General features: G+C 54.4%; 18 protein-coding genes, 1 tRNA gene and 1 other RNA gene. 14 read left to right on the top strand and 6 right to left on the bottom strand.

The features are described 5' to 3' along the window. The first annotated feature begins 1 nt into the window (after window position 1). Entirely contained in the window at window positions 2-565 is a 564-nt protein-coding gene (locus P159_RS0101610; protein ID WP_029540786.1) for a peptide-methionine (S)-S-oxide reductase, read from the top strand. Window positions 566-644: 79 nt separating this feature from the next. Here P159_RS0101610 and P159_RS0101605 read toward each other — a convergent pair whose 3' ends face one another. Further along, a complete protein-coding gene (locus P159_RS0101605) occupies window positions 645-1,064 on the bottom strand; it encodes a universal stress protein (RefSeq protein WP_029540783.1) in 420 nt (139 codons plus the stop codon). Window positions 1,065-1,094: 30 nt separating this feature from the next. Beyond that, complete coding sequence (locus P159_RS0101600) at window positions 1,095-1,622, bottom strand: universal stress protein (RefSeq protein ID WP_051650044.1); 528 nt, start codon at window positions 1,620-1,622, stop codon at window positions 1,095-1,097. A gap of 137 nt (window positions 1,623-1,759) precedes the next feature. On the opposite strand from P159_RS0101600, the gene P159_RS20855 reads away from it, so the two are divergent. Together P159_RS20855 and ilvA are read left to right on the top strand one after the other, a co-directional pair. Beyond that, window positions 1,760-2,455 carry an HI0074 family nucleotidyltransferase substrate-binding subunit gene (locus tag P159_RS20855; RefSeq protein ID WP_221174042.1) on the top strand — a complete coding sequence of 232 codons (696 nt, stop codon included), beginning with the start codon at window positions 1,760-1,762 and terminating at the stop codon, window positions 2,453-2,455. 93 nt (window positions 2,456-2,548) lie between these two features. Next, window positions 2,549-3,817, top strand: a complete 1,269-nt coding sequence (gene ilvA, locus P159_RS0101585) for a threonine ammonia-lyase (protein ID WP_029540777.1) — start codon at window positions 2,549-2,551, stop codon at window positions 3,815-3,817. Window positions 3,818-3,865: 48 nt separating this feature from the next. Here the strand turns inward: ilvA and P159_RS0101580 are convergent, their stop codons facing one another. The 4 genes from P159_RS0101580 to P159_RS0101565 all read right to left on the bottom strand — a co-directional run bounded on the left by P159_RS0101580 (window position 3,866) and on the right by P159_RS0101565 (window position 10,036). Further along, window positions 3,866-6,712: an SMC family ATPase gene (locus tag P159_RS0101580; protein ID WP_029540774.1), complete on the bottom strand. Its 2,847-nt coding sequence runs from the start codon at window positions 6,710-6,712 to the stop codon at window positions 3,866-3,868. After that, window positions 6,709-7,875, bottom strand: a complete 1,167-nt coding sequence (locus P159_RS0101575; protein WP_029540773.1) for an exonuclease SbcCD subunit D — start codon at window positions 7,873-7,875, stop codon at window positions 6,709-6,711. The genes P159_RS0101580 and P159_RS0101575 overlap by 4 nt, the downstream gene beginning before the upstream one ends. A 106-nt stretch (window positions 7,876-7,981) precedes the next feature. Continuing rightward, a complete protein-coding gene (locus P159_RS0101570; protein ID WP_072004091.1) occupies window positions 7,982-8,857 on the bottom strand; it encodes an NAD(P)-dependent oxidoreductase in 876 nt (291 codons plus the stop codon). Window positions 8,858-8,971: 114 nt separating this feature from the next. Further along, window positions 8,972-10,036, bottom strand: a complete 1,065-nt coding sequence (locus P159_RS0101565) for a mechanosensitive ion channel family protein (protein WP_051650043.1) — start codon at window positions 10,034-10,036, stop codon at window positions 8,972-8,974. Window positions 10,037-10,181: 145 nt separating this feature from the next. Between P159_RS0101565 and P159_RS0101560 the strand changes: the two genes are divergently transcribed. From P159_RS0101560 to dnaX, 11 genes are all read left to right on the top strand, one after another. Further along, complete coding sequence (locus tag P159_RS0101560; RefSeq protein WP_029540767.1) at window positions 10,182-10,715, top strand: GNAT family protein; 534 nt, start codon at window positions 10,182-10,184, stop codon at window positions 10,713-10,715. A gap of 291 nt (window positions 10,716-11,006) precedes the next feature. Further along, on the top strand, window positions 11,007-11,660 hold the full coding sequence (deoC, locus tag P159_RS0101555) for a deoxyribose-phosphate aldolase (RefSeq protein ID WP_029540764.1): 654 nt from the start codon (window positions 11,007-11,009) through the stop codon (window positions 11,658-11,660). Between the two features lie 28 nt (window positions 11,661-11,688). Next, a complete protein-coding gene (locus P159_RS0101550; RefSeq protein ID WP_029540762.1) occupies window positions 11,689-12,867 on the top strand; it encodes a phosphopentomutase in 1,179 nt (392 codons plus the stop codon). Window positions 12,868-13,013: 146 nt separating this feature from the next. Further along, a complete protein-coding gene (locus P159_RS0101545) occupies window positions 13,014-14,339 on the top strand; it encodes a pyrimidine-nucleoside phosphorylase (RefSeq protein ID WP_029540761.1) in 1,326 nt (441 codons plus the stop codon). A 1-nt stretch (window position 14,340) separates the two neighbouring features. After that, entirely contained in the window at window positions 14,341-14,727 is a 387-nt protein-coding gene (locus tag P159_RS0101540; protein ID WP_029540758.1) for a cytidine deaminase, read from the top strand. 190 nt (window positions 14,728-14,917) lie between these two features. Further along, window positions 14,918-16,117: a nucleoside transporter C-terminal domain-containing protein gene (locus tag P159_RS0101535; protein WP_029540755.1), complete on the top strand. Its 1,200-nt coding sequence runs from the start codon at window positions 14,918-14,920 to the stop codon at window positions 16,115-16,117. Window positions 16,118-16,270: 153 nt separating this feature from the next. Then, entirely contained in the window at window positions 16,271-16,654 is a 384-nt protein-coding gene (locus tag P159_RS0101530; RefSeq protein WP_029540754.1) for a response regulator, read from the top strand. Beyond that, window positions 16,647-17,294, top strand: a complete 648-nt coding sequence (locus P159_RS0101525; RefSeq protein WP_029540752.1) for a hypothetical protein — start codon at window positions 16,647-16,649, stop codon at window positions 17,292-17,294. The genes P159_RS0101530 and P159_RS0101525 overlap by 8 nt, the downstream gene beginning before the upstream one ends. Window positions 17,295-17,451: 157 nt before the next feature. Beyond that, window positions 17,452-17,543 (top strand) — tRNA-Ser (locus tag P159_RS0101520). A gap of 60 nt (window positions 17,544-17,603) precedes the next feature. Next, window positions 17,604-17,703, top strand: an RNA gene (gene ffs, locus P159_RS19765) — signal recognition particle sRNA small type. A 69-nt stretch (window positions 17,704-17,772) separates the two neighbouring features. Beyond that, on the top strand, window positions 17,773-19,485 hold the full coding sequence (gene dnaX, locus P159_RS0101515) for a DNA polymerase III subunit gamma/tau (RefSeq protein WP_029540751.1): 1,713 nt from the start codon (window positions 17,773-17,775) through the stop codon (window positions 19,483-19,485). Window positions 19,486-19,549: the final 64 nt, after the last annotated feature.

Genomic DNA, 19,549 nt, shown 5'->3' with positions numbered 1-19,549 from the left:
GATGTATACCAAGAAAATCTATTTTTCCGGGGGAGACTTCCACGAGCTGCAGGAGGTATTCAGGAGCCTGCCTGGCGTGACAGATACCTGCACAGGCTATATCAACGGTGAAGGGGAGACGGACTTTGAGTCCGTTTCCTCTGGCACTGCCCGTGCCTATATGGGGGTGGAAGTAGCTTTCAACCCCAAGAAAACGGACCTGTCCCAGCTGATGGATGTGCTTTTTGCTGTGGTGAATCCCTATGTGCCTGACGGACAGGGGGAAGCCAGGGGGGAGCAGTACCGGGCAGGTGTGTTCTACGCCTCCGGTGAGGACGAGCCACAGGTGCAGCTGCATCTGAATTTCATTGCCAGCCGGGGCAAGCCTTCGGCGGTGAGTGAAGGGGGGCTGACCCTCAATGACCCCAACAGCAATCCAAAGCTGGCCCGTCAATGCCATGCTCTGGCCCTGCCCTTGAGAAATTTCCAAAGGGCAGAGGAGGAGCATCAGCACTACTTTGAGAAGCACCCGGAAGAAAAGAGCTTCATCGACTTCCCTAAGCTGAGAGAGTATCTGAAGTTTTGAAAGCTGTAATTCCACAGGCAACAAGAAAGCCCGGCTTTTCGGCCGGGCTTTCTCTATGGAAAATGGTATTATGGGGGAGCTATTTGACTACCAGTACGGGGCACTTGGCCTGCTCTACGATGTACTGGCTGACACTGCCCAGAAGCACGCCTTTGACGATACCCAGGCCACGGCTGCCCATGACGATGAGGTCGGCGTTGTTGCTGGTGGCAAAGTCCAGGATGACCACAGCAGGAGAGCCCGTTTCTGAGAAGGCTTCCTTCGCGATGCCCGAGGGCACCATTTCCATGGCCCGGTCAAGGATGACGTTGCCGGCCTTGGTGACGGCTTCCAGGATGGCGTCGGAGAGACATGCGTTGATGGCCAGCTGGTTGATGTTGGCCACATATAGGAAGTTCAATTTGGCATTGCAGACCTCTGCCATGGAGATGGCATGGGTGATGGCGCGGTCAGAGCCTTCGGAGCCGTCTACGGGCACCAGAATGTTTTTGATTTCCATATAAAAGACCTCCTGACTTTATTTGTAAATTTACTTTCGGTTCAATGGGGGAAGGGTTTTCTTCACCAGATCCGTCAATTGGGAAAAACTTGAGAACATGCCTTCTTCTCTATGAGGCACATCCTTTGGATTCCTGGCAATCAGTACCGATACAGGGGATTCTTCCAGCAGCTGCTGGCTGATGCTGCCCATGAGGAAACCTTCCACGGCTCCCAGGCCTCTGCCTCCAACCACAATGAGCCAGTCCTGCTGCTGGTGGGCGAAGCGCAGGATTTCTTCTACGGGATTCCCTGTGCGCAGGTGAAAATCAGCCGACAACCCCTCAGGCAGGCTCTTCCGTGCCCTGTCCAGCACTTCCTGCTGCTGGTCGCCTACGGCACCGGCCACTTCCTCAGGCAACCAGCTGTCTGCCTGACTGTCTGTCTTACTGTCGAAGTAGGAAACATGGAGTATGTCCAAGGTGCAGCCGGTGGAAAGTGCCAAATCTCCTGCCAGGCTGATGGCCTGGGCCGAACCCTCCGAGCCGTCCACCGGTACCAGGATTCTTTTTCTTTTCATGGACATTCCCCCTTGTTGTTTACTTGAGATATTCGTGCTAAGAGGGGAAAAACCCTCCAGAGCTTGAAAGTTTTCTTGCTTTTAGTTATGATGATGGCAAAGAAACATTGTAGATACTGGGAAGCGCAGGTGAAATAATGAAGCTGGATATACCTGATAGATTGGTGAGGGAAATTGTGACACTGGCCAGAAAGTATAAGATAGAGAAATTATTGCTTTTTGGCTCACGGGCACGGGGGACAAATCATCCTCGCAGTGATATAGATTTAGCGGTGGCAGGCGGAGATGTGCTGGGGTTTTCCCTTGAGGTGGAAGATAATACCGATACTTTGCTCTCCTTTGATGTAGTCAATTTGGATGAGGGAATTTCTGCTGAATTGCAGAAAGAGATAGATAGGGATGGGATAGATATGTATGAATTGGGCGGAGAGATGAAAAAATATCAGGCATTCGCAGGCTGCTTGAAGGTTCTTGAACAAGTGGATATAGAAATGTCGTCAAGGAACGAGATTTACCGTATGGGAGTCATTGGCCAGTTCAACCTCACTTTTGAACTGGCATGGAAGGCATTGAAAGAGGTACTGACCTTGTACGGTGTGGCAGAAGCAGCCACTGGCTCGCCTAGGGAAATATTCAAGGCAGCTTATGGACTAGGGTGGCTGACAGATGAGAAGGTATGGTTGGAAATGCTGAAAAACAGGAATGTGGCTATCCATGTATATGATGAAGAGAAAGCACAGGTGGTGCTGCAGGCTATATTTGATAAGTATGTGGGAGGTTTGCAGGAACTGCGGGATAAGCTGGAAGAACGGTTGAGAAATATCTCTGCGTAATGTGTGCCTGTTTCTGATTGACAAAGCGTCCTCTCTGATGTTACACTTTAATGAACGAAAAGGTGTAACATTGTAAAACAGGGGGCCGTCATAATGTCGAAAGAGGAACAGCAGGAAAAGGTTGTCAAAAAGAGCGAGGCAGATGTAGTGGCGAATACCACCATTGCCGATGTGTATAAAGCAGCCCAGCAGCTGGAGGGAGTAGCCCGGCATACGGAGCTTGTCCACAGTGATTTCTTCTCTGAAATATCTGGCTGCGATGTCTATATGAAGCCGGAGAATCTGCAGCATACGGGGGCATTCAAGCTGCGTGGGGCTTACAACAAGATCAGCCAGCTCAGTGAGGAAGAGAGGAAGCGCGGGGTTATCACCGCTTCCGCTGGCAATCATGCCCAGGGGGTGGCCTATGCCGCCCAGAAGCTGGGTGTGAAGGCGGTCATCTGCATGCCGGCCACCACGCCTATCCTCAAAGTTGAGGGCACCAAGGCGCTGGGGGCAGAAGTTGTGCTCTTTGGTGATGGCTTTGATGATGCCTATGCTCACAGCCTGGAACTGCAGAAGAAGCACGGCTATGTGTATGTGCATCCCTTCAATGACCTGCAGGTGCTTCTGGGACAGGGCACTACGGCTCTGGAAATCGTGCAGGACCTGAAGGATGTGGATGCTATCCTGGTGCCCATCGGCGGCGGCGGTTTTGCCTCCGGAGTGGCTCTGGCTACGAAACTGGCGGCTCCCCATGTGAAGGTCTACGGCGTGGAGCCGGAGAATGCCGCTTGCATGCAGGCCGCCCAGCAGCAGGGCAAGATTGTGACCCTGTCCAGCGCTGATACGGTGGCTGACGGCTGCGCTGTGAAGACGGCAGGAACCCTCACCTATGAGTTCTGCAAGAAATATCTGGATGGTATCATCACCGTGTCGGAAATGGAAATCATGGGCGCACTGCTTTCCCTCATTGAGAAGCACAAGCTCATTGCCGAGGGGGCAGGGGTGCTGGCTCTGGCCGGCCTTGACAAGCTGCCTGAGAGCCTCAAGGGCAAGAAGGTGGTGCCCATCGTCAGCGGCGGCAATATCGACATCTCCACCATTTCTGCCCTCATAGACAAGGCCCTTATCGCCCGCGGTCGTGTCTTCGCCTTCGCCGTGCAGTTGCCGGACAAGCCGGGCCAGCTGCTGAAGGTGGCGCAGATCCTCACAGATGAGAATGCCAATGTCATCAAGCTGGACCACAACCAGGCCATGGTGACGGACTCCTTCAAGAAGGTACAGCTGACCGTGACTTGTGAGACCCACAATGAGGAACATATCCAGCGGATTGTGAAGGCCCTGGAGAAGAACGGGTTTGAAATCAGCAGGGTTTATTGAAGCTTGAAAGGCAAAGGGGACTGACCGGAATTTGGTCAGTCCCCTTTTTCAGCTTATCTGCCACTGGGCGTGGCTGCCGTGTTCGTCCTTGGTGACCAGGAGCTGGTTGTCCATTTCCTGCTTGAGCTCTGTCACATGGCTGATGATGCCGATGAGCTTGTCACCGCCGGAGAGGCGTTTGAGAACTTTTATGGCCTGGCTTCTGGCGTGATCGTCCAGGGAGCCGAAGCCCTCGTCTATGAACATGATATCCAGATTGATGGCAGAGGTGTTGGCCTGAATCTGGTCGGAGAGGCCGAGAGCAAGAGATAGGGCGGCCATAAAGGACTCGCCACCGGAGAGGGTGCGGATGTCCCGTTCCTGGCCGGTGACGGTGGAGTAGACCCGCAGGTCAAGGCCACGGTTTTTTCCCTGGCCTGCATCCTCAATGGGCATGAGCCGCAGTTCAAACTGTCCAGCGGACATTTCGGCAAAGCGCCGGTTGGCGGCTATGAGAATCTGGCTCAGGTAGTGGCGCTGGACGAAGGTTTCGATGTCCATGCGGCTGCCGCTGATTTTTCCCGACAGTCGGTTGTAGAGACTTTCCAGCGAGGCGGCTTCCTGGAGTTTGTCCTGGCGGGCTGACAGATTCCTTTTCAGATATTTGGTCACTGCTTCGTTCCGGTTCAGCATATCCCGCAAATGCTGCTGCTTGCTGTTCTGCGTCTGCCAAAGGGCATTTATCTCCTGCTGGCGGGCGGTTATCCCTTCCATATCCGGACGGGGAGCATTGCCAAGGGAGGCTATGATGGTTTTGGCCTGTTGCAGGGCAGCCTGGGCTGACTGGCTGGCCTTTTGGGCCTCCTGCAGTTTGTCTTGGGCTGCCTTTTGGGTGCTTTCCGCGCCGGCTAGTTCGGCTCGGGCTGCCTGGCTGTCAGGGTACGTTTGCTGGGCTTGGAGAGCCTTGCTCTTTCCCTCCAGTGCCCGGACTTCGCCCTCGGCCTTCTGCTTGTTTTCTGCGGCTTGGTCGGCGGCTTCCTGCAGTTTCTGCAGTTTTTCACTGCTTTGGGAGAGGGCCTGCTGTATGGCTGTCAGGTCATTTTCCTGTTTGGTCAATTCCTGCAGCTTGGCGGCTATTTGATTCTGCCATTTTTTCAGGCTGGCTTCTATAAAGGAGAGGGGGGTATCTTCCGGGACAATGAGCTTGGCCTGCTGGTGCAGGTCTTCGCAAAGTTCTTTGAGTTGTGAGCTGAACTGCTCTTCCAGCGCCTGTTTGGCAGTTTTTTCCTTCTGGGCCCGATTGGAGGCCTCTATCTGCAGATTGTTCAGTTCGGCTGCTTTCGCTTGCAATAGTTCCAGTTCATGGCGTTCCAGGGGCTTGTCCTGCTGGTCGAATTGGTGGGGATGGGGGTGCTCAAGGGAACCGCATACTGGGCAGGGAGAGCCATCTTTGAGGCTCTGGGCCAGCACGCCGGCCTGGGCGTCAAGGAAGCGCTGATGCTCCCTGTGGTATGAATCCAGCTTCTCCTGGTACACCTTTTTCTGTGCCAGATAGGCTGACTGGGCGGCGGCAGTTTTTTGGGTGGCAGTGGTCAGCCTGGCTTGCAGGTCAAGCAGGCTCAGACGCTTGTTTTCCCAGCCCCGGGTCTTTTCCTGCTGTCCCCTAGCTCGTTCCAGTTTTTCCTTGATTTCGGGGAGGGCTGTCACCTGCTGTTGCCAGCTGTTTATTTTAGCTGTGTAGTCTGATTGTGTTGTTTTTGTTTCATTGAGCTTTTTCTCTGCACCCTCAAGTTGCGCTTTAGTGCTTGCCAGCAATTTCTGGGTGTTTTCAAGTTCTGCCAGCTGGCTGAGGGCGGCATCCACTTTTGTTTTGGTGGCGGTATAGGAAGCCAGGGCGGCTTGGGCGGCAGTCTGGGCAGATTTTTCTTTTTCCTGTGCTGCCCTTGTGCTGCTTTCCAGTTTTGCCAGCAATTCCTCTTTTGTTGTTTCCTGTCCCGAAATATTGTCCAGCTGTCGGTAGGCTTTCTCCAGTTCCTGAGCTTTGGCCAGCTGGGAGTTTATCTCGTCCCGCTTCCTGGTGGTGTCTTCCCAGGACTTGGTTATTTCGTCCAGCTCGGTATGCTGATTGTCTGTAAGGGCAGCAAGTTCTTCTGCCAGCTTTTCCAGCTCTGCGATGTTGGGCTTGTTCTTCTTGTCCAGCACTCTTGCTTTGAGTTCCGGCAGGGGATTTTCCAGGGTGAGATCTTTGGGCAGGCAGATATCCTCTGCCCGGCTCTGGCAGTTTTGCAGGAGGTCATTCATTTCTCCCTGCATGCTGCTATTGCGCAAGCGCAGTTCATTTACAATGGCATCGAAGATTTCCGTGCCGAAGAGGCGGCGGAAGATTTCCTTTTTCTTGGAGGAGTCCAGTCGCAAGAGTTCCATGAACTCTCCCTGGGCAATCATGCCCACCTGCATGAATTGCTCCTTGGTGAGCCCTACGATTTCCTGCAGTTTGGCGTTGATTTCGTTGATCTTGCCAAGGAAGTCGCTGCCATCGGGCAGGGTCAGGGTGATTTCTTCCTTAGTTTCAATATCCTCACCCTTGCCCCGCAGACGCTTGCGGAAGTGGTGGGGGACGCGGCGGACTGTGTACCTATCTTCATGTCCTCCGTTAAGCTCGCTGAAAGTCAGCTCCACAAAAGGGGTGACTTCCCTGCCGATATACTGGCTTTGCATATCGGTGCTGGCTTTTTTATTGTTATTGGAGCTGTTTTCCCCGTAGAGGGCAAAGACCAGGGCATCGAAGATGGTGGTCTTGCCTGCGCCGGTGTCACCAGTGATGAGAAAGAGGTTCTGCCGGGGGGCTGTGAAGTCAATCTCAGTTTTTGTCCCGTAGGAGCCAAAGGCCTGCAGGGTCAGTTTGATGGGTTTCATATCTTAGCCTCCCTGGCGCTATGCTGTACGCTGTTGATTATTTCTGCCAGCAGGGCCTCGTCCTCCGGGGCCAGGTCACTGAGGAAAGATTGGCAGAGCTGGAAGGGGGAGAGGCTTTCCTGAGGTGCAAGTCCGGCTTCATAGTCGGCACTGTGGCGGGTGTTGCGGCGCACTTCCAGCAGGTTAGGGAAGGCGGCGCTGAGACGGTCCTGCATATCAAAGACGTCCAGGTCATTTTCGTCCGTCAGGGTGATGCTCACATAGTCTTCCGAAGGGGCAGAGAGCACTTCGGCCAGTTTGCCTTTTATTTTGCGGACATCGTGGAGGGGCTTGAGAGGGATAACGGAAGTCCTGACCGTGCCCTTTGCTTCAAGTTCGACTTCAACAATGCCCTTCGCCTGCCCTGCCTCGCTGACAGAGCAGGGCAGGGGCGTGCCGCAGTAGCGGTAGCAGTCCTTGCCGTTCAGCTGCATGGGCTGGTGGATATGGCCGAGAGCCGCATAGTCGAAGCGCTCCAGGATATCTCCCTTGACGGAGTCGATATTGCCCACGGTGACGATTTCCGAGTCTGCTCTGGGAATGTCAGCGGCGCTCTTGCCAGTGGAGAGATAGAACTGATGGCTTACCAGTACATTGCGGGCCGTCGGATCTATGTTTTCCCGTCCTATCAAGGCGTGGAGGGCGGCATCATAGGTCAGGTTCGTGCCATTTTCATCGGTGCCGGTGATGGCCTTGACCATGGAGGGCTTCACGAAGGGCAGCAGGTAGAAATGCACCGGGCCGTATTTGTCAGTGAGGGTGATTTTCTCGATGTGTTCCTCTGGTTCCAAGGGAGGCAGGCCAATCATGTGCAGGTGATGGTCGGAGAGCAGTGAGCGGAATGCGTTCACCCGCTGGGCGCTGTCATGGTTGCCGGAAATCAGCATGATTTCCATTTGGGGCAGGGCATGGGAAAGTTCTGTGATGAATCTGTCGAAAATGGCTACTGCCTCTGCTGAGGGGACGGACTTGTCGTAGATGTCCCCGGCTATGATGAGGGCCTCGGGCTGCCTTTCCCTGGCAGACTCAATGATCTTATCCAATATATATGCCTGGTCATGGCTGAGGTCATGGTTCATAAGTTTCAGACCGATATGCAGGTCAGAGAGATGGAAAAATTTCATGCGGTTTGCCTCCTGTGCTTGCTGATAGGCAATATTATAGCACTTTTGTTCGCATTTATCTGCAGGCAAATGAAAAGGACCGGCTTTTGCGCCAGCCCCTTCAGATTCACTTATCTAAGCCATAATACCACAGCAGGGCCTGCGTGCCCTTGTCTCCCTTGCCCTGCCTTTCCATCTGCCTGACTTCCGAGAGCACCTGTCCCAGCACTGGCAGGGCGGCACCATAGGCGGCGGAGGTTTCAGTGCCGATGGCCAGGTCCTTGCCGAAGTGCTTGAGCATGAAGCCGGGTTCGAAATCACCATCGAGGCCCCGGTGCACCACATTTGACATCTGGAAACTGCCGGCGGCACCTGCGGAGATAGCCTGGAAGGTTTTCTCAAGATCCAGTCCTGAAGCCTGGGCGTAAGCATAGGCTTCGCAGGCCCCTGCCAAAGCCCCGGCAATGGCAATCTGGTTGCAGGCCTTGGCTTTCTGCCCTGCCCCTGCGCTGCCCATGTAGACCAGATTCTTTCCCATGGCGGAAAAGACGGGCTTCAGGGCCTCGAAGGAGCTTTCCTCGCCGCCCACCAGGATGGATAGGGTGGCATTCTTTGCTCCCACATCGCCCCCGGTCACCGGAGCGTCCACGGCGTGGATGCCTTTCTGCTTTGCCGCGGTGAAGATCCTTTCTGCCAGAATGGGAGAGCTGGTAGTCATATCAATGACATAGGCGCCTTCCCCGGCGCTTGAAAGTATCCCGTCCTTGCCCAGATAGACTTCTTCCACGTCTTTGGGATAACCCACGATGGTGATGACTGCGTCCTGTCCCCTGGCGCATTCGCCGGGGCTGCCACACCACCTGGCTCCCTTTTCTATGAGCCCTTCCGCCTTGGCCTTGGTGCGGTTGTAGACGCTGACTTCAAAGCCTGCTGCCAGCAGATGACCTGCCATGGCCGCTCCCATGATGCCAGTGCCGATAAAGCCGATTTTCTTTATGCTCATGCTTTCAGCCTCCTGAATAGATTTCTTGCCGACTCACATACCATTTCTGCAAGGAAGGCGTATTTCCTGCCCGGACACAAAAAAGAGGCCGCTCTAGGGCAAGCCTCCCGTGTTTTATTCGCTTTTATTCTGCACAATGGTCCTGATGGGGAAGGGAATTTCGATGCCTTCCTGGCGGTAGCGCTTGGTCAGGGCCTTGATGAATTCGTGCTTCAGCAGGAACTGATGATCAAAGTTGCTGCTGTGCATGATGACGTTGAAGTCGATGGAGGATTCTCCGAAGGTGTGGAATCTCACGGTGGGGGGGATGTCAAGCTCCCTGTCAACTTCTTCCATGACCTTGGTAGCCACCTCCAGCGTGACCCGCTCTACCTGCTCCAGGTCGCTGCCATAGGCTACGCCAATGGGAATCTTGATGATGATATCCTTGCGGGGCAGGCTGTAGTTGGTGATGATGGCGGAGGCGATCTTCTGGTTGGGAATGACCACCATATTGCCGTCCCCTACAGGGGTGATGGTGGTGAAGCGCCAGGTGATGTCCGTGACCCGGCCTTCCTCGTTGGAGCTGAGCTTGATATAGTCCCCCAGCCGCAGCTGCTTGGAGAGTATCAGATGGAGGCCGGAGAAGATGTTGGCCAGGGTCTCCTGCAGGGCCAGGGCCACGGCCATACCACCGACGCCCAGGGCGGTGAGGATGGGGGCGATGGAAATGCCGTAGTATTGCAGGACCACCAATACGCCCATGGCGTAGATGATGACATTGACGATGGCGTTCAAAAGAGTGGTGCGGGGCAGGTCCCTGGACTTGGCTATCTGCATATCCACGAAGCCGGACACGGTGCGGGCTATGACCCGCGTGATGGAAAGCACGATGACCGTAAAGAGTATATAGGAGAAGAGCTTCACGAAGGACTGGATGAAGTCAATGAGGCTGATGCTCCAGTAAAGGCCTATGATGAGGCAGAGAGAAATAGGGACTCCCCTGAGGGCATTCAGGAACAGATGCGTCCAGGTGCCTTCTTCCCCTTGCAGATGCTGATTGAGGCGGCGGTTCAGGAGCTTGTTGATGGCTATGCCGACCGCAAGGGATGCCAGCATCACCAGGGTCGGGGGCAAGAGGGGCATCATTACACGGCCGGCGAATTCGTCCCAGCCGGAAATTCCCAATAGTTCTAGCATGATAAGTCCTCCCTAGTTGCAATAGAATAACACTACTATTATACTATATGCAGAAATTGATTACATTAGGAACTTTTCATAAATAAATTTTAGATGAGGGTGAATAATTGTGGAAACATTGACATACAGCTTTCCAGAGGAAAAGATAAAGGGAATTCTGGCAGAGGGGCCGCGGCTTAGGCTCAGGAGGGCGGAGGAGAGTGATCTGCCTTATATCATGAAGCTGGAATTTGCACCGGATAACCTTAAGTTCATCGTGCCCTTTGAAGAGGCTTTCCATCATAAGATCATCACGGAAGGGAAGGCTTCACTGGATATCATCGTGGAGAGACCTGACGGCACGCCAGTGGGCTATATCCTGATGAATGGCTTGCTGACGGAGGCTAAGGAGGCGGAGTGGACTCACTTCATCATGGGGGAGAAAGGCAAGGGGTACGGCCATGAGGCCATGAAGCTGATCAAGGCCCTGACCTTCAGGGAGCTGGGCTTTCACCGGGCCTGGCTGGACTGCAAGGATTATAACGCCAGAGCCCTGCACCTCTATCAGTCAGAAGGCATGGTAAGGGAAGGCCTGATACGCGATACCATCATAACCAATGGCAAGTACGAGAATCTGGTTATTCTGGGCATGCTGGAGCGCGAATATGAGGCAAGGCGCCAGCAGTATCTGGAATATTAAATAATCTTCTGTAAATAAAAAAATTACGGATTTTGGGGCACATGCAGACATGTGTCCTTTTTATTTGGGATAAAAAAAGATACAATAAGAACAACAAAGAAACAAGGCGCAAGGAACTGGAGCGGGATAAATTGTACAGATGGCGCAGAACAAATTTTCATAGGCAAGGCGAAGGAAGGAGACGTAGCGGTGCTACGTCGACTGACGACAACGCAGCCTAGGGGAATTTGGGCAAGCAAGATGTATAATTTATTTCGTGATAGTTCCTACGATTTTAAGGAGGCCTGCAAAATGAAAGCAGCAGAGATTTTGGCAAGGGTTGACCACACCCTTTTGAAGCAGACGGCAACTTGGGCAGAGATACAGCGTATTTGCGAGGAGGCAAAGACTTATCACACTGCTACGGTGATGGTGCCCTCCTGCTTCATCGCCCGCATCAAGGAAACCTACGGCGAGAGCGTGAAGGCAGCTACGGTGGTTGGATTCCCCAACGGCAACTGCAATACGGCGGCCAAGATAGCTGAGACTGCCCAGGCCCTGGCTGATGGCGCCGAGGAAATCGACATGGTCATCAATGTGGGAGCCCTCAAGGCCGGGGAGACAAAATACGTAACTGATGAAATCAAGGCCCTGAAGCAGCTCTGCGGCGAGCGGGTGCTGAAGGTCATTGTGGAGACCTGCTTCCTGACGGAAGAGGAAAAGATTACCGCTTGCAAGTGCGTCACCGAGGGCGGCGCGGACTTCATCAAGACTTCCACGGGTTTTGGCACTGCAGGAGCAACTCTGGAGGATATCAGGCTCTTTAAGGAGCATATCGGTGAGGGCGTGCAGATGAAGGCAGCCGGCGGCATCCATACCCGCGAGGAAATGGAAGCCTTTATCGAGGCAGGCTGCACCCGCCTGGGGGCCAGCGCTGCTGTGAAGGTGCTGAAAGACGAAATCTGATTCTCTGGTTGGCAGGAGGTTATCTAAATTGAGCAAGTTCAAGCGTGCTTTTATCATTGTGCTGGACAGCTACGGCATTGGCCAGGAGCCTGATGCAGCGGAGTTCGGAGACGGGAAGTGCAACACCCTGGCTTCCATCGTGGCTTCGCCCAAATACTCCACGCCCAATATGGAAAAGCTGGGCCTCTTCAATATTGACGGGGTGGGCTGCGGCAAGCCTGTGGAGACGCCCATTGGCAGCTTTGCCCGCCTGCGTGAGCTTTCCCGTGGCAAGGACACCACTACGGGCCATTGGGAAATTGCAGGCATTGTGTCCGAGCGTCCCATGCCCACTTACCCGGATGGTTTCCCGGCTGACTTGATTGAGAAGCTGGAGAAGGCCTTTGGCAAGAAAATCCTCTGCAACAAGCCCTACTCCGGTACGGCCGTCATCAATGATTATGGCCGGGAGCAGGAGGAGACCGGCGGCCTCATTGTCTACACCTCAGCTGACAGCGTGTTCCAGATTGCTGCCAACGAGGCAGATGTACCGGTGGATGAGCTTTATGGCTACTGCAGGACCGCTCGTGAGATCCTGCAGGGAGAGCATGGGGTAGGCCGGGTCATTGCCCGCCCTTATGTGGGTGAGTACCCCAACTACCAGCGCACCTCCCGCCGTCATGACTTCTCCCTGGATCCCACGGGGGACACCATGATGGACGCTTTGCAGCGCAAGGGCCTCGATACTATCGGCGTGGGCAAGATTTCCGATATCTTTGCAGGCCGCAGCATCAGCCGCAGCCTGGGCATCAACAAGGACAACGTGGATGGCATGGAAAAGACTCTGAAGGTCATGGACGAGGACTTCGAGGGCCTGTGCTTCGTGAACTTGGTGGACTTTGATATGGCTTATGGCCATCGTCGTGATGTGGACGGCTATGCTGAAGCGGCTACGGTATTTGACCGCCAGCTGGGCGAGTTTATGGCCAAGATGCGTGAGGACGATGTGCTCATGATTACCGCTGACCACGGCTGCGACCCCGGGGCTCCCGGCACTGACCACACCCGTGAGTATGTGCCCCTGCTGATTTACGGCGAGCACATCAAGGCTGGCGTGAACCTGGGCACCTATCCCACCTTTGCCATGATTGGCGCCACCATTTCCGATATGTTCGGGGCAGACCTTAAGACCAAGGGCGAGAGCATTTTGGCCAGAATCGTGAAGTAAGTGAGGGTCGCAGACATAGCATAAGCGGAACGTGTGAAATTTTTCCGCAGGAAAAATTTCAAGTGAAGCGTTGCTATGCCTTTGACCTGAACGCCTTAGCAGGCTATGCGCCCTGTTAAGTGAATTTTATCAAGGGAGAGATTTCCATGAGAATGTATGACCTGATTACCAAGAAGAAACACGGTGAGGCACTCACCAATGAAGAGATAAAGTTCATGGTGGAGGGATATGTGAAAGGAGAGATTCCCGACTATCAGATGTCTTCCATGTTGATGGCTATTTGGTTCAAGGGCATGAATGATGAGGAAATCACCGAGCTCACTATGAACATGGCCAAGTCCGGGGACATGATTGACCTGTCTGCCATTGAGGGCCTGAAGGTGGACAAGCACTCCACTGGCGGCGTGGGGGACAAGACTACTTTGGTGGTATCTCCTATCGTAGCTGCCTGCGGCGGCAAGGTGGCCAAGATGAGCGGCCGCGGCCTGGGTCATACCGGAGGCACGGTGGACAAGCTGGAAGCTATCCCGGGCTACCGTACCACCCTTGACCGCAAGGAATTCTTTGATACTGTGAATAAGTGCGGCATGAGCCTCATCGGCCAGTCGGGCAATCTTGCGCCTGCTGACAAGAAGCTCTATGCCCTGCGTGATGTGACGGCTACCGTGGACAGCATTCCCCTCATCGCTTCCTCCATCATGAGCAAGAAGCTGGCTGCAGGCTCTGACTGCATCCTGCTGGATGTGAAGACCGGCAGCGGTGCCTTCATGAAGACCCTGGATGATTCCATCAAGCTGGCTCAGACTATGGTGGCTATCGGCGAGGGTGCCGGCCGCCGCACCATGGCTCTCATTACAGATATGGATACTCCCCTGGGCTACGGCATCGGCAACAGCCTGGAGGTCATGGAGTCCATGGACGTGCTGAAGGGCAAGGGGCCCAAGGACCTCACGGAAGTCTGCCTGCAGCTGGCTGCCAATATGCTCTACCTCATTGGTGTGCATGATGATCTGGATGAGTGCCGCAAGGCTGCTGAGAAGGTCATTGAGGATGGCAGCGCCTTCGAGGCTTTCTGCACCATGGTCAAAGAGCAGGGGGGCGATGACAGCGTGCTCCGTGACTACACGAAATTTGCCCAGGCTCCCTACACTCAGGAAGTGCTGGCTGACAAGGATGGCTTCGTGACCAGGATGAACGCTGAGGAAGTGGGCGTGACCTCCGTGGTGCTGGGGGCAGGCCGCGAGACCAAGGAAAGCGACATTGACTTCTCCGCAGGCCTTGTGATCCACAAGAAGCCCGGCGATGAGGTGAAGAAGGGCGAGAGCCTGGTAACCCTCTATACTTCAAAGAAGGAAGCTCTGGCAGAAGCTGAGCGCATGTACCGCGAGGCCGTGATTATCGGCAGCGAGAAGCCTGCTGTGGAGCCCCTGGTTTATGCCCGTGTTGAGAAAGATAAAGTGGAGAAATACTGAGATGACAGATGAAGAACTGATTGAAGTTGCCAAGAAATACAGGGAGTTTTCCTATAGCCCGTACTCCAAGTTCAAGGTGGGGGCGGCAGTGCTCACGAAATCCGGCAAGGTTTTCGGCGGGTGCAACATAGAGAATTCCTCCTATCCCGTCACCAACTGTGCCGAGCGCACGGCTATCTTCAAAGCTGTGTCCGAGGGGGAGAGGGAGATTGAAGCCATCGCCCTCATAGCTGACACGGAAGGTCCCTGCTCCCCCTGCGGTGCCTGCCGCCAAGTCATGGGAGAGTTCAAGATAAACAGGATTATCATGGCTAATCTCAAGGGAGACAAGAAGGTTGTGACCCTGGAAGAGGTCCTGCCCTTTGCCTTTTCTGAGAAGGATCTGTAACTGACAGGGCCGCCTTGGAGGCGGCCTTGCCTTTAGACAGAATTGACGGAAAAAATAGGTTAATCTAATGAGTTGCAACAGAGTAAATCATTAGATTGGGCGTGTGGATTGACACCTTTGTCCTATTGTGAGACAATGGGACTTGTGACTTTCGTCGCAGTCATACAATTTATCAAGGGAGTTTTTTATTATGTATTTTGCCATCAACGTGCTGGGCGTACTGGTCTTTCTGGCTGTGGGCGTCCTGCTTTCCAAGAAGCGCAACCGCATCAACTGGCGGGGTGTGGGAGTCTTGCTTCTGCTGAATCTCTTCATTGCCTGGTTCCTCACCTCCTTCTCCATCGGACGTGAGATTGTCAGCGGTGCGGCGGCGGCCTTCGTGTGGCTGGTGAGCGTGGCTTATGACGGCATTGCCTTTGCCTTTCCGGACTGGGTGAATGTGCCGCAGATGAACTTCTTCACCTCCGCTCTGCTGCCTATTCTGCTGGTAGTGCCCATGTTCGATATCCTCACCTATATCGGCGTGCTGCCCTTCATCATCAAGTGGATCGGCAAGGGGCTGGCAGTGCTCACCCATCAGCCGAAGTTCGAGTCCTTCTTTGCCATTGAGATGATGTTCCTGGGCAACACCGAGGCTCTGGCCGTGTCCAGCCTGCAGCTCAAGCGCATGAAGGCTGACCGCTGTCTGACATTGGCCATGATGTCCATGAGCTGCATCACTGCTGCCATGGTGGGCATCTACACCAAGATGATGCCCGCAGAGTTCATCCTCACCGCTATTCCTCTGAACGTGATCAATGCCCTGATTGTCACCAATATCCTGCACCCCGTGAAGATCTCCGAGGAAGAAGACACGGTGGCACAGGTTACAGACGGCGGACAGGGCAGGGAGCCCTTCTTCTCTTTCCTGGGCAACTCCATCCTGGGGGCAGGCAGGCTGATTCTCATCATCTGCGCCAACGTCATCGCCTTTGTGGCCCTGGCTGCTCTCATTGACAAGGTACTGATGCTCATTCACCCCGAGTTCACTTTGGAAAATACTTTGGGCATCATCATGTTCCCCTTTGCCTGGCTCATGGGCCTGGATGTGTCCGAGGCCTTCAAGCTGGCCCAGTACATGGGCACCAAGCTCATCACCAACGAGTTCGTGGTCATGCTGAATGTGCAGGATATCATGGGCGAGTTCAGCCCCCACATGCAGGCCGTGCTCACTACTTTCATCACCAGCTTTGCCAACTTCGGCACCTTGGGCATGATCATCGGCTGCTTCAAGGGCATGGTGGATGACAGCAAGAATGAGCTCATTTCCCGCAATGTGGCTTACATGATGCTTTCCGGCATCCTGGTGTCGCTGCTTACCGCAGGCATTACCGGTCTTTTCATCTGGTAATATCTTTAAGGTCTTTCCTTCTTTGAAGGAGAGGCCTTTTTTGTGCAGGGGAGAGGAAATAGGGAAAGTTTGACGAATATAGCACTTAAAACATTATTCACTGCAAATGGCAATTAAATCATAACTCAGTATGCAGCTGGGGAGGCGGCAAATTTGGATAGAAAACTCAAGATACTCATTACCGATGATTCAAAGCTCCTGCGCAAGAAGCTCCGCACGGAGTTGGAGAAGCTGGACTGTGAGGTGCTGGAGGCTGTCAACGGCAAAGAGTCGGTGGAGATAGTGCTGCAGCAGATGCCTGATTGTGTCTTTCTTGACATCGTCATGCCCGAGGTGGGAGGCATCGAGGCACTGCAGGTCATCAAGGAGGTGAGCCCGGAGATTCCCGTGGTCATGTTGTCCTCGGCAGGCTCTCCCCAGAAACTCATGACTACCCTCAAGATGGGAGCTATGGAATTCATCCAAAAACCATACAAGAGCGAGCAGATACAGAAGGTGGTGGAAACCATCCGGAAGAAGGTGGGCCTGGATGGCTGACTTCAACGTGGCACAGTGCCTGATGAATGGCGGAGGCTACTCCACGGATGAAATGCAGGACATATTGGCTGAGGCAGAGACTGACGAGTCCGTGTTGGTGAGTTATCTCTCCGATGATGTGGAGGTAGACCCCAGACCCGTAAGGACGGCAGTCATGAGGGCGGCAGCAAATACCACTCAGGACAGGCTGGAACTATATGCTGAATACATGGAGCTGCTTCTGGATTCGCTGCAGAGCATGGCCGCCACCCAGGCAGTCATCAGCCCTGTGTCCATAACGGAAATGGCCTGGGAACCAAACCACGGCACCTCACAGGCGCTGAAATGCGCATTGGGCTTCGTGCCGGGCATCATTGCTACCGATGATGTGTTTCTGGAAATTGCCAGGCGCTATAGTCAGGAGGAGCTGCCGGAGATAGACGAGCTGGCCATAGACAGCGTGGAGGAACTGCTGAATGTGGTGAACGGCCTTTTCACTATCCAGCTGGCCAAGGAGAAGCTAACAGCAGAACTTGGCCTGCCAAAGTCCGGGGAAAATGTACAGCCTTTTGGCAATGAGCAGCTGCGGCTGCGGGTCATTACTGCCTTTGGCAGCTTCGAAGCTGTACTGTCGGCAGAGGAGTTCATAGAGCTTGAATGAAGGGAGCGCAGGCTCCCTTTTTGAATGCCTGAAAAGTTTTTTAAACTTTTTTCAAAAAAGGTGTTGACAGTAGTGTTAAAAGCCCGTATAATAATCATCGTTGCAAGCGACAGACGCAAACAACAAAAACTGAATAGCTTCTTTGGTAGAGCATTGTGGAGAGTTGTCCGAGTGGTTGAAGGAGCACGCCTGGAAAGCGTGTATACGGCGAACACTGTATCCGGGGTTCGAATCCCCGACTCTCCGCCATTTTTTTATCTAAATGCCTTATGTAAAGAAGCAGGAAGCTTTTTCAGGTCGGGCCATAGCGTTTGGGTCTCGCGCAAGGGAATCCCGCGAACCTCGTCAGGTCCGGAAGGAAGCAGCGATAAGCGGATCATTCACTGTGCCGTGAGGTCGCCTGAGGGCTGTGGTCCGACGTGAAAAAGCAGATATGAGCAGCCGCAAGGCTGCTTTTCGTGTGTTTAGGGGTGAGTTCATGGCTTATGTAGCTTTATATCGCAAGTGGAGACCGGAAACCTTCAAAGATCTGGTGGGGCAGGAGCATATCAGTCGTACTCTGTCCAACGCTATCACTTCCGGCCGCATTGGCCATGCCTATCTTTTCTCCGGCCCCCGGGGTACAGGCAAGACCAGTACCGCCAAGATTTTTGCCCGGGCTTTGAACTGCGAGCAAGGCCCTACGCCTGACCCTTGCGGTGAGTGTGAGCCTTGTCGGAAAATCGGCGATGGCTCCTCTATGGACGTCTTTGAAATCGATGCGGCTTCCAACCGTGGCATCGATGAAATCCGTGACTTGCGCGAGACGGTGAATTTCGCCCCGGTGGATGGCAGATACAAGGTCTACATCATAGACGAGGTGCACATGCTCACCACGGAGGCTTTCAATGCTCTCTTGAAGACCCTGGAGGAACCTCCTGCACATGTGGTCTTTATCCTGGCCACTACGGAAGCCCACAAGGTGCCGGCTACCATCCAGTCACGCTGCCAGCGCTATGATTTCCGGCGCATCACAGCGAAAGAAATCGAGGCGCGCATGGCTCACATTGTGGCGTCCATGGATATAGAGGCAGAGCCCGAAGCGCTGTCTATGATAGCTTTGCAGGCAGACGGCGGCCTGCGTGATGCCCTTTCCATTCTTGACCAGTGTGCTTCTCTGGCCGAGGGCACGGTGACGGCTGACAGGGTGCGGCGCATCCTGGGGCTGGTGGGCCATGACTGGATTTATAAGCTTACGGCGGCCCTGGCTGGCAAAAAGACCCAGGAAGTGCTGGAAATCCTGGCAGAGCTCTTGCGGGAGGGGCAGGACTTGAAGCAGATTCTGGTGGAACTTTCCCTGCATCTGCGTAGCCTGATGATCTATCAGGCGGCAGGCAGTTTGGAGCAGCTCGACCTTTATGAGGAAAAGCAGGAGGCTCTGGAGGAGCAGGCGAAGTTCTTCCCTGCGGACCGCTTGATGCAGATGATAGGGCGGCTGCATGAGGCTCTGACGGAATTGAAATGGTCACCACAGCCCCGCATTACGGTGGAGGTGGCGTTGCTTTCCCTGTGCCGTGAGGAGGGGAATGGAGAGGCTGCCGCCGTGCAGGCTGTGGCTGCTCCGGCAGATGAGGCCAGACTGGCCCAATTGGAGGCCAAACTGGCACAGGTCACGGCGGCCCTGGCCAAGGGAGCGGCAGCTGCTGCCCCGGTGGCGGCTATGCCTGCGCCCCGGCCTGCCCGTCCTGCACAGCCCCGTCCTACTGCTTCTTCGGGAGAGCCGGTGGGGGCGCTGACGGCAGATGAGTCTGGCGTGCAGCTTTGGCATGGCCTTTTGCAGGAACTTAAGGCCCGGAATAAGGCGCCTGTGCTGGCCTGCCTGCAGCAGGGACGTTTTGTGGGCATGAACCAGAGCCAGTTTGTCATAGCTTTCGGCAACAGCCTGATGGCTTCCCTGACTGCCCGCAACTACAGGGCTCTTTGCGAGGAGATACTGGCAAATCTGGCAGGAAGGGCCCTGCGTCTGGTGGCCAGAGGTGAAGATGCTCCCCTGGCACCGCCGCCTGCTCCCCGTCCAAGGAAGGAACCAGAGGTGCAGATAGAATCACCTCCCCGGGTGGAGATTCCGCCGGAGGAAAGGCCACCGGCTCTTGCGAAAGCCATGGAGGTTTTCGGGGATAATATCGTGGCTGTGGAAGAGGAAAACAGTTGACTACCGCCATGGGTTTTGGTAGTCTAAGTAGAGTTGATCAAGATAGAAAAGAGAGGTGTCTGCT

It is taken from the genome of Selenomonas sp. AB3002 (assembly GCF_000702545.1).
GTDB lineage: Bacteria > Bacillota > Negativicutes > Selenomonadales > Selenomonadaceae > Selenomonas_B > Selenomonas_B ruminantium_A.
Note: the sequence above shows the minus strand (reverse complement) of the source record. Positions and strands in the feature narration are given on the sequence as shown.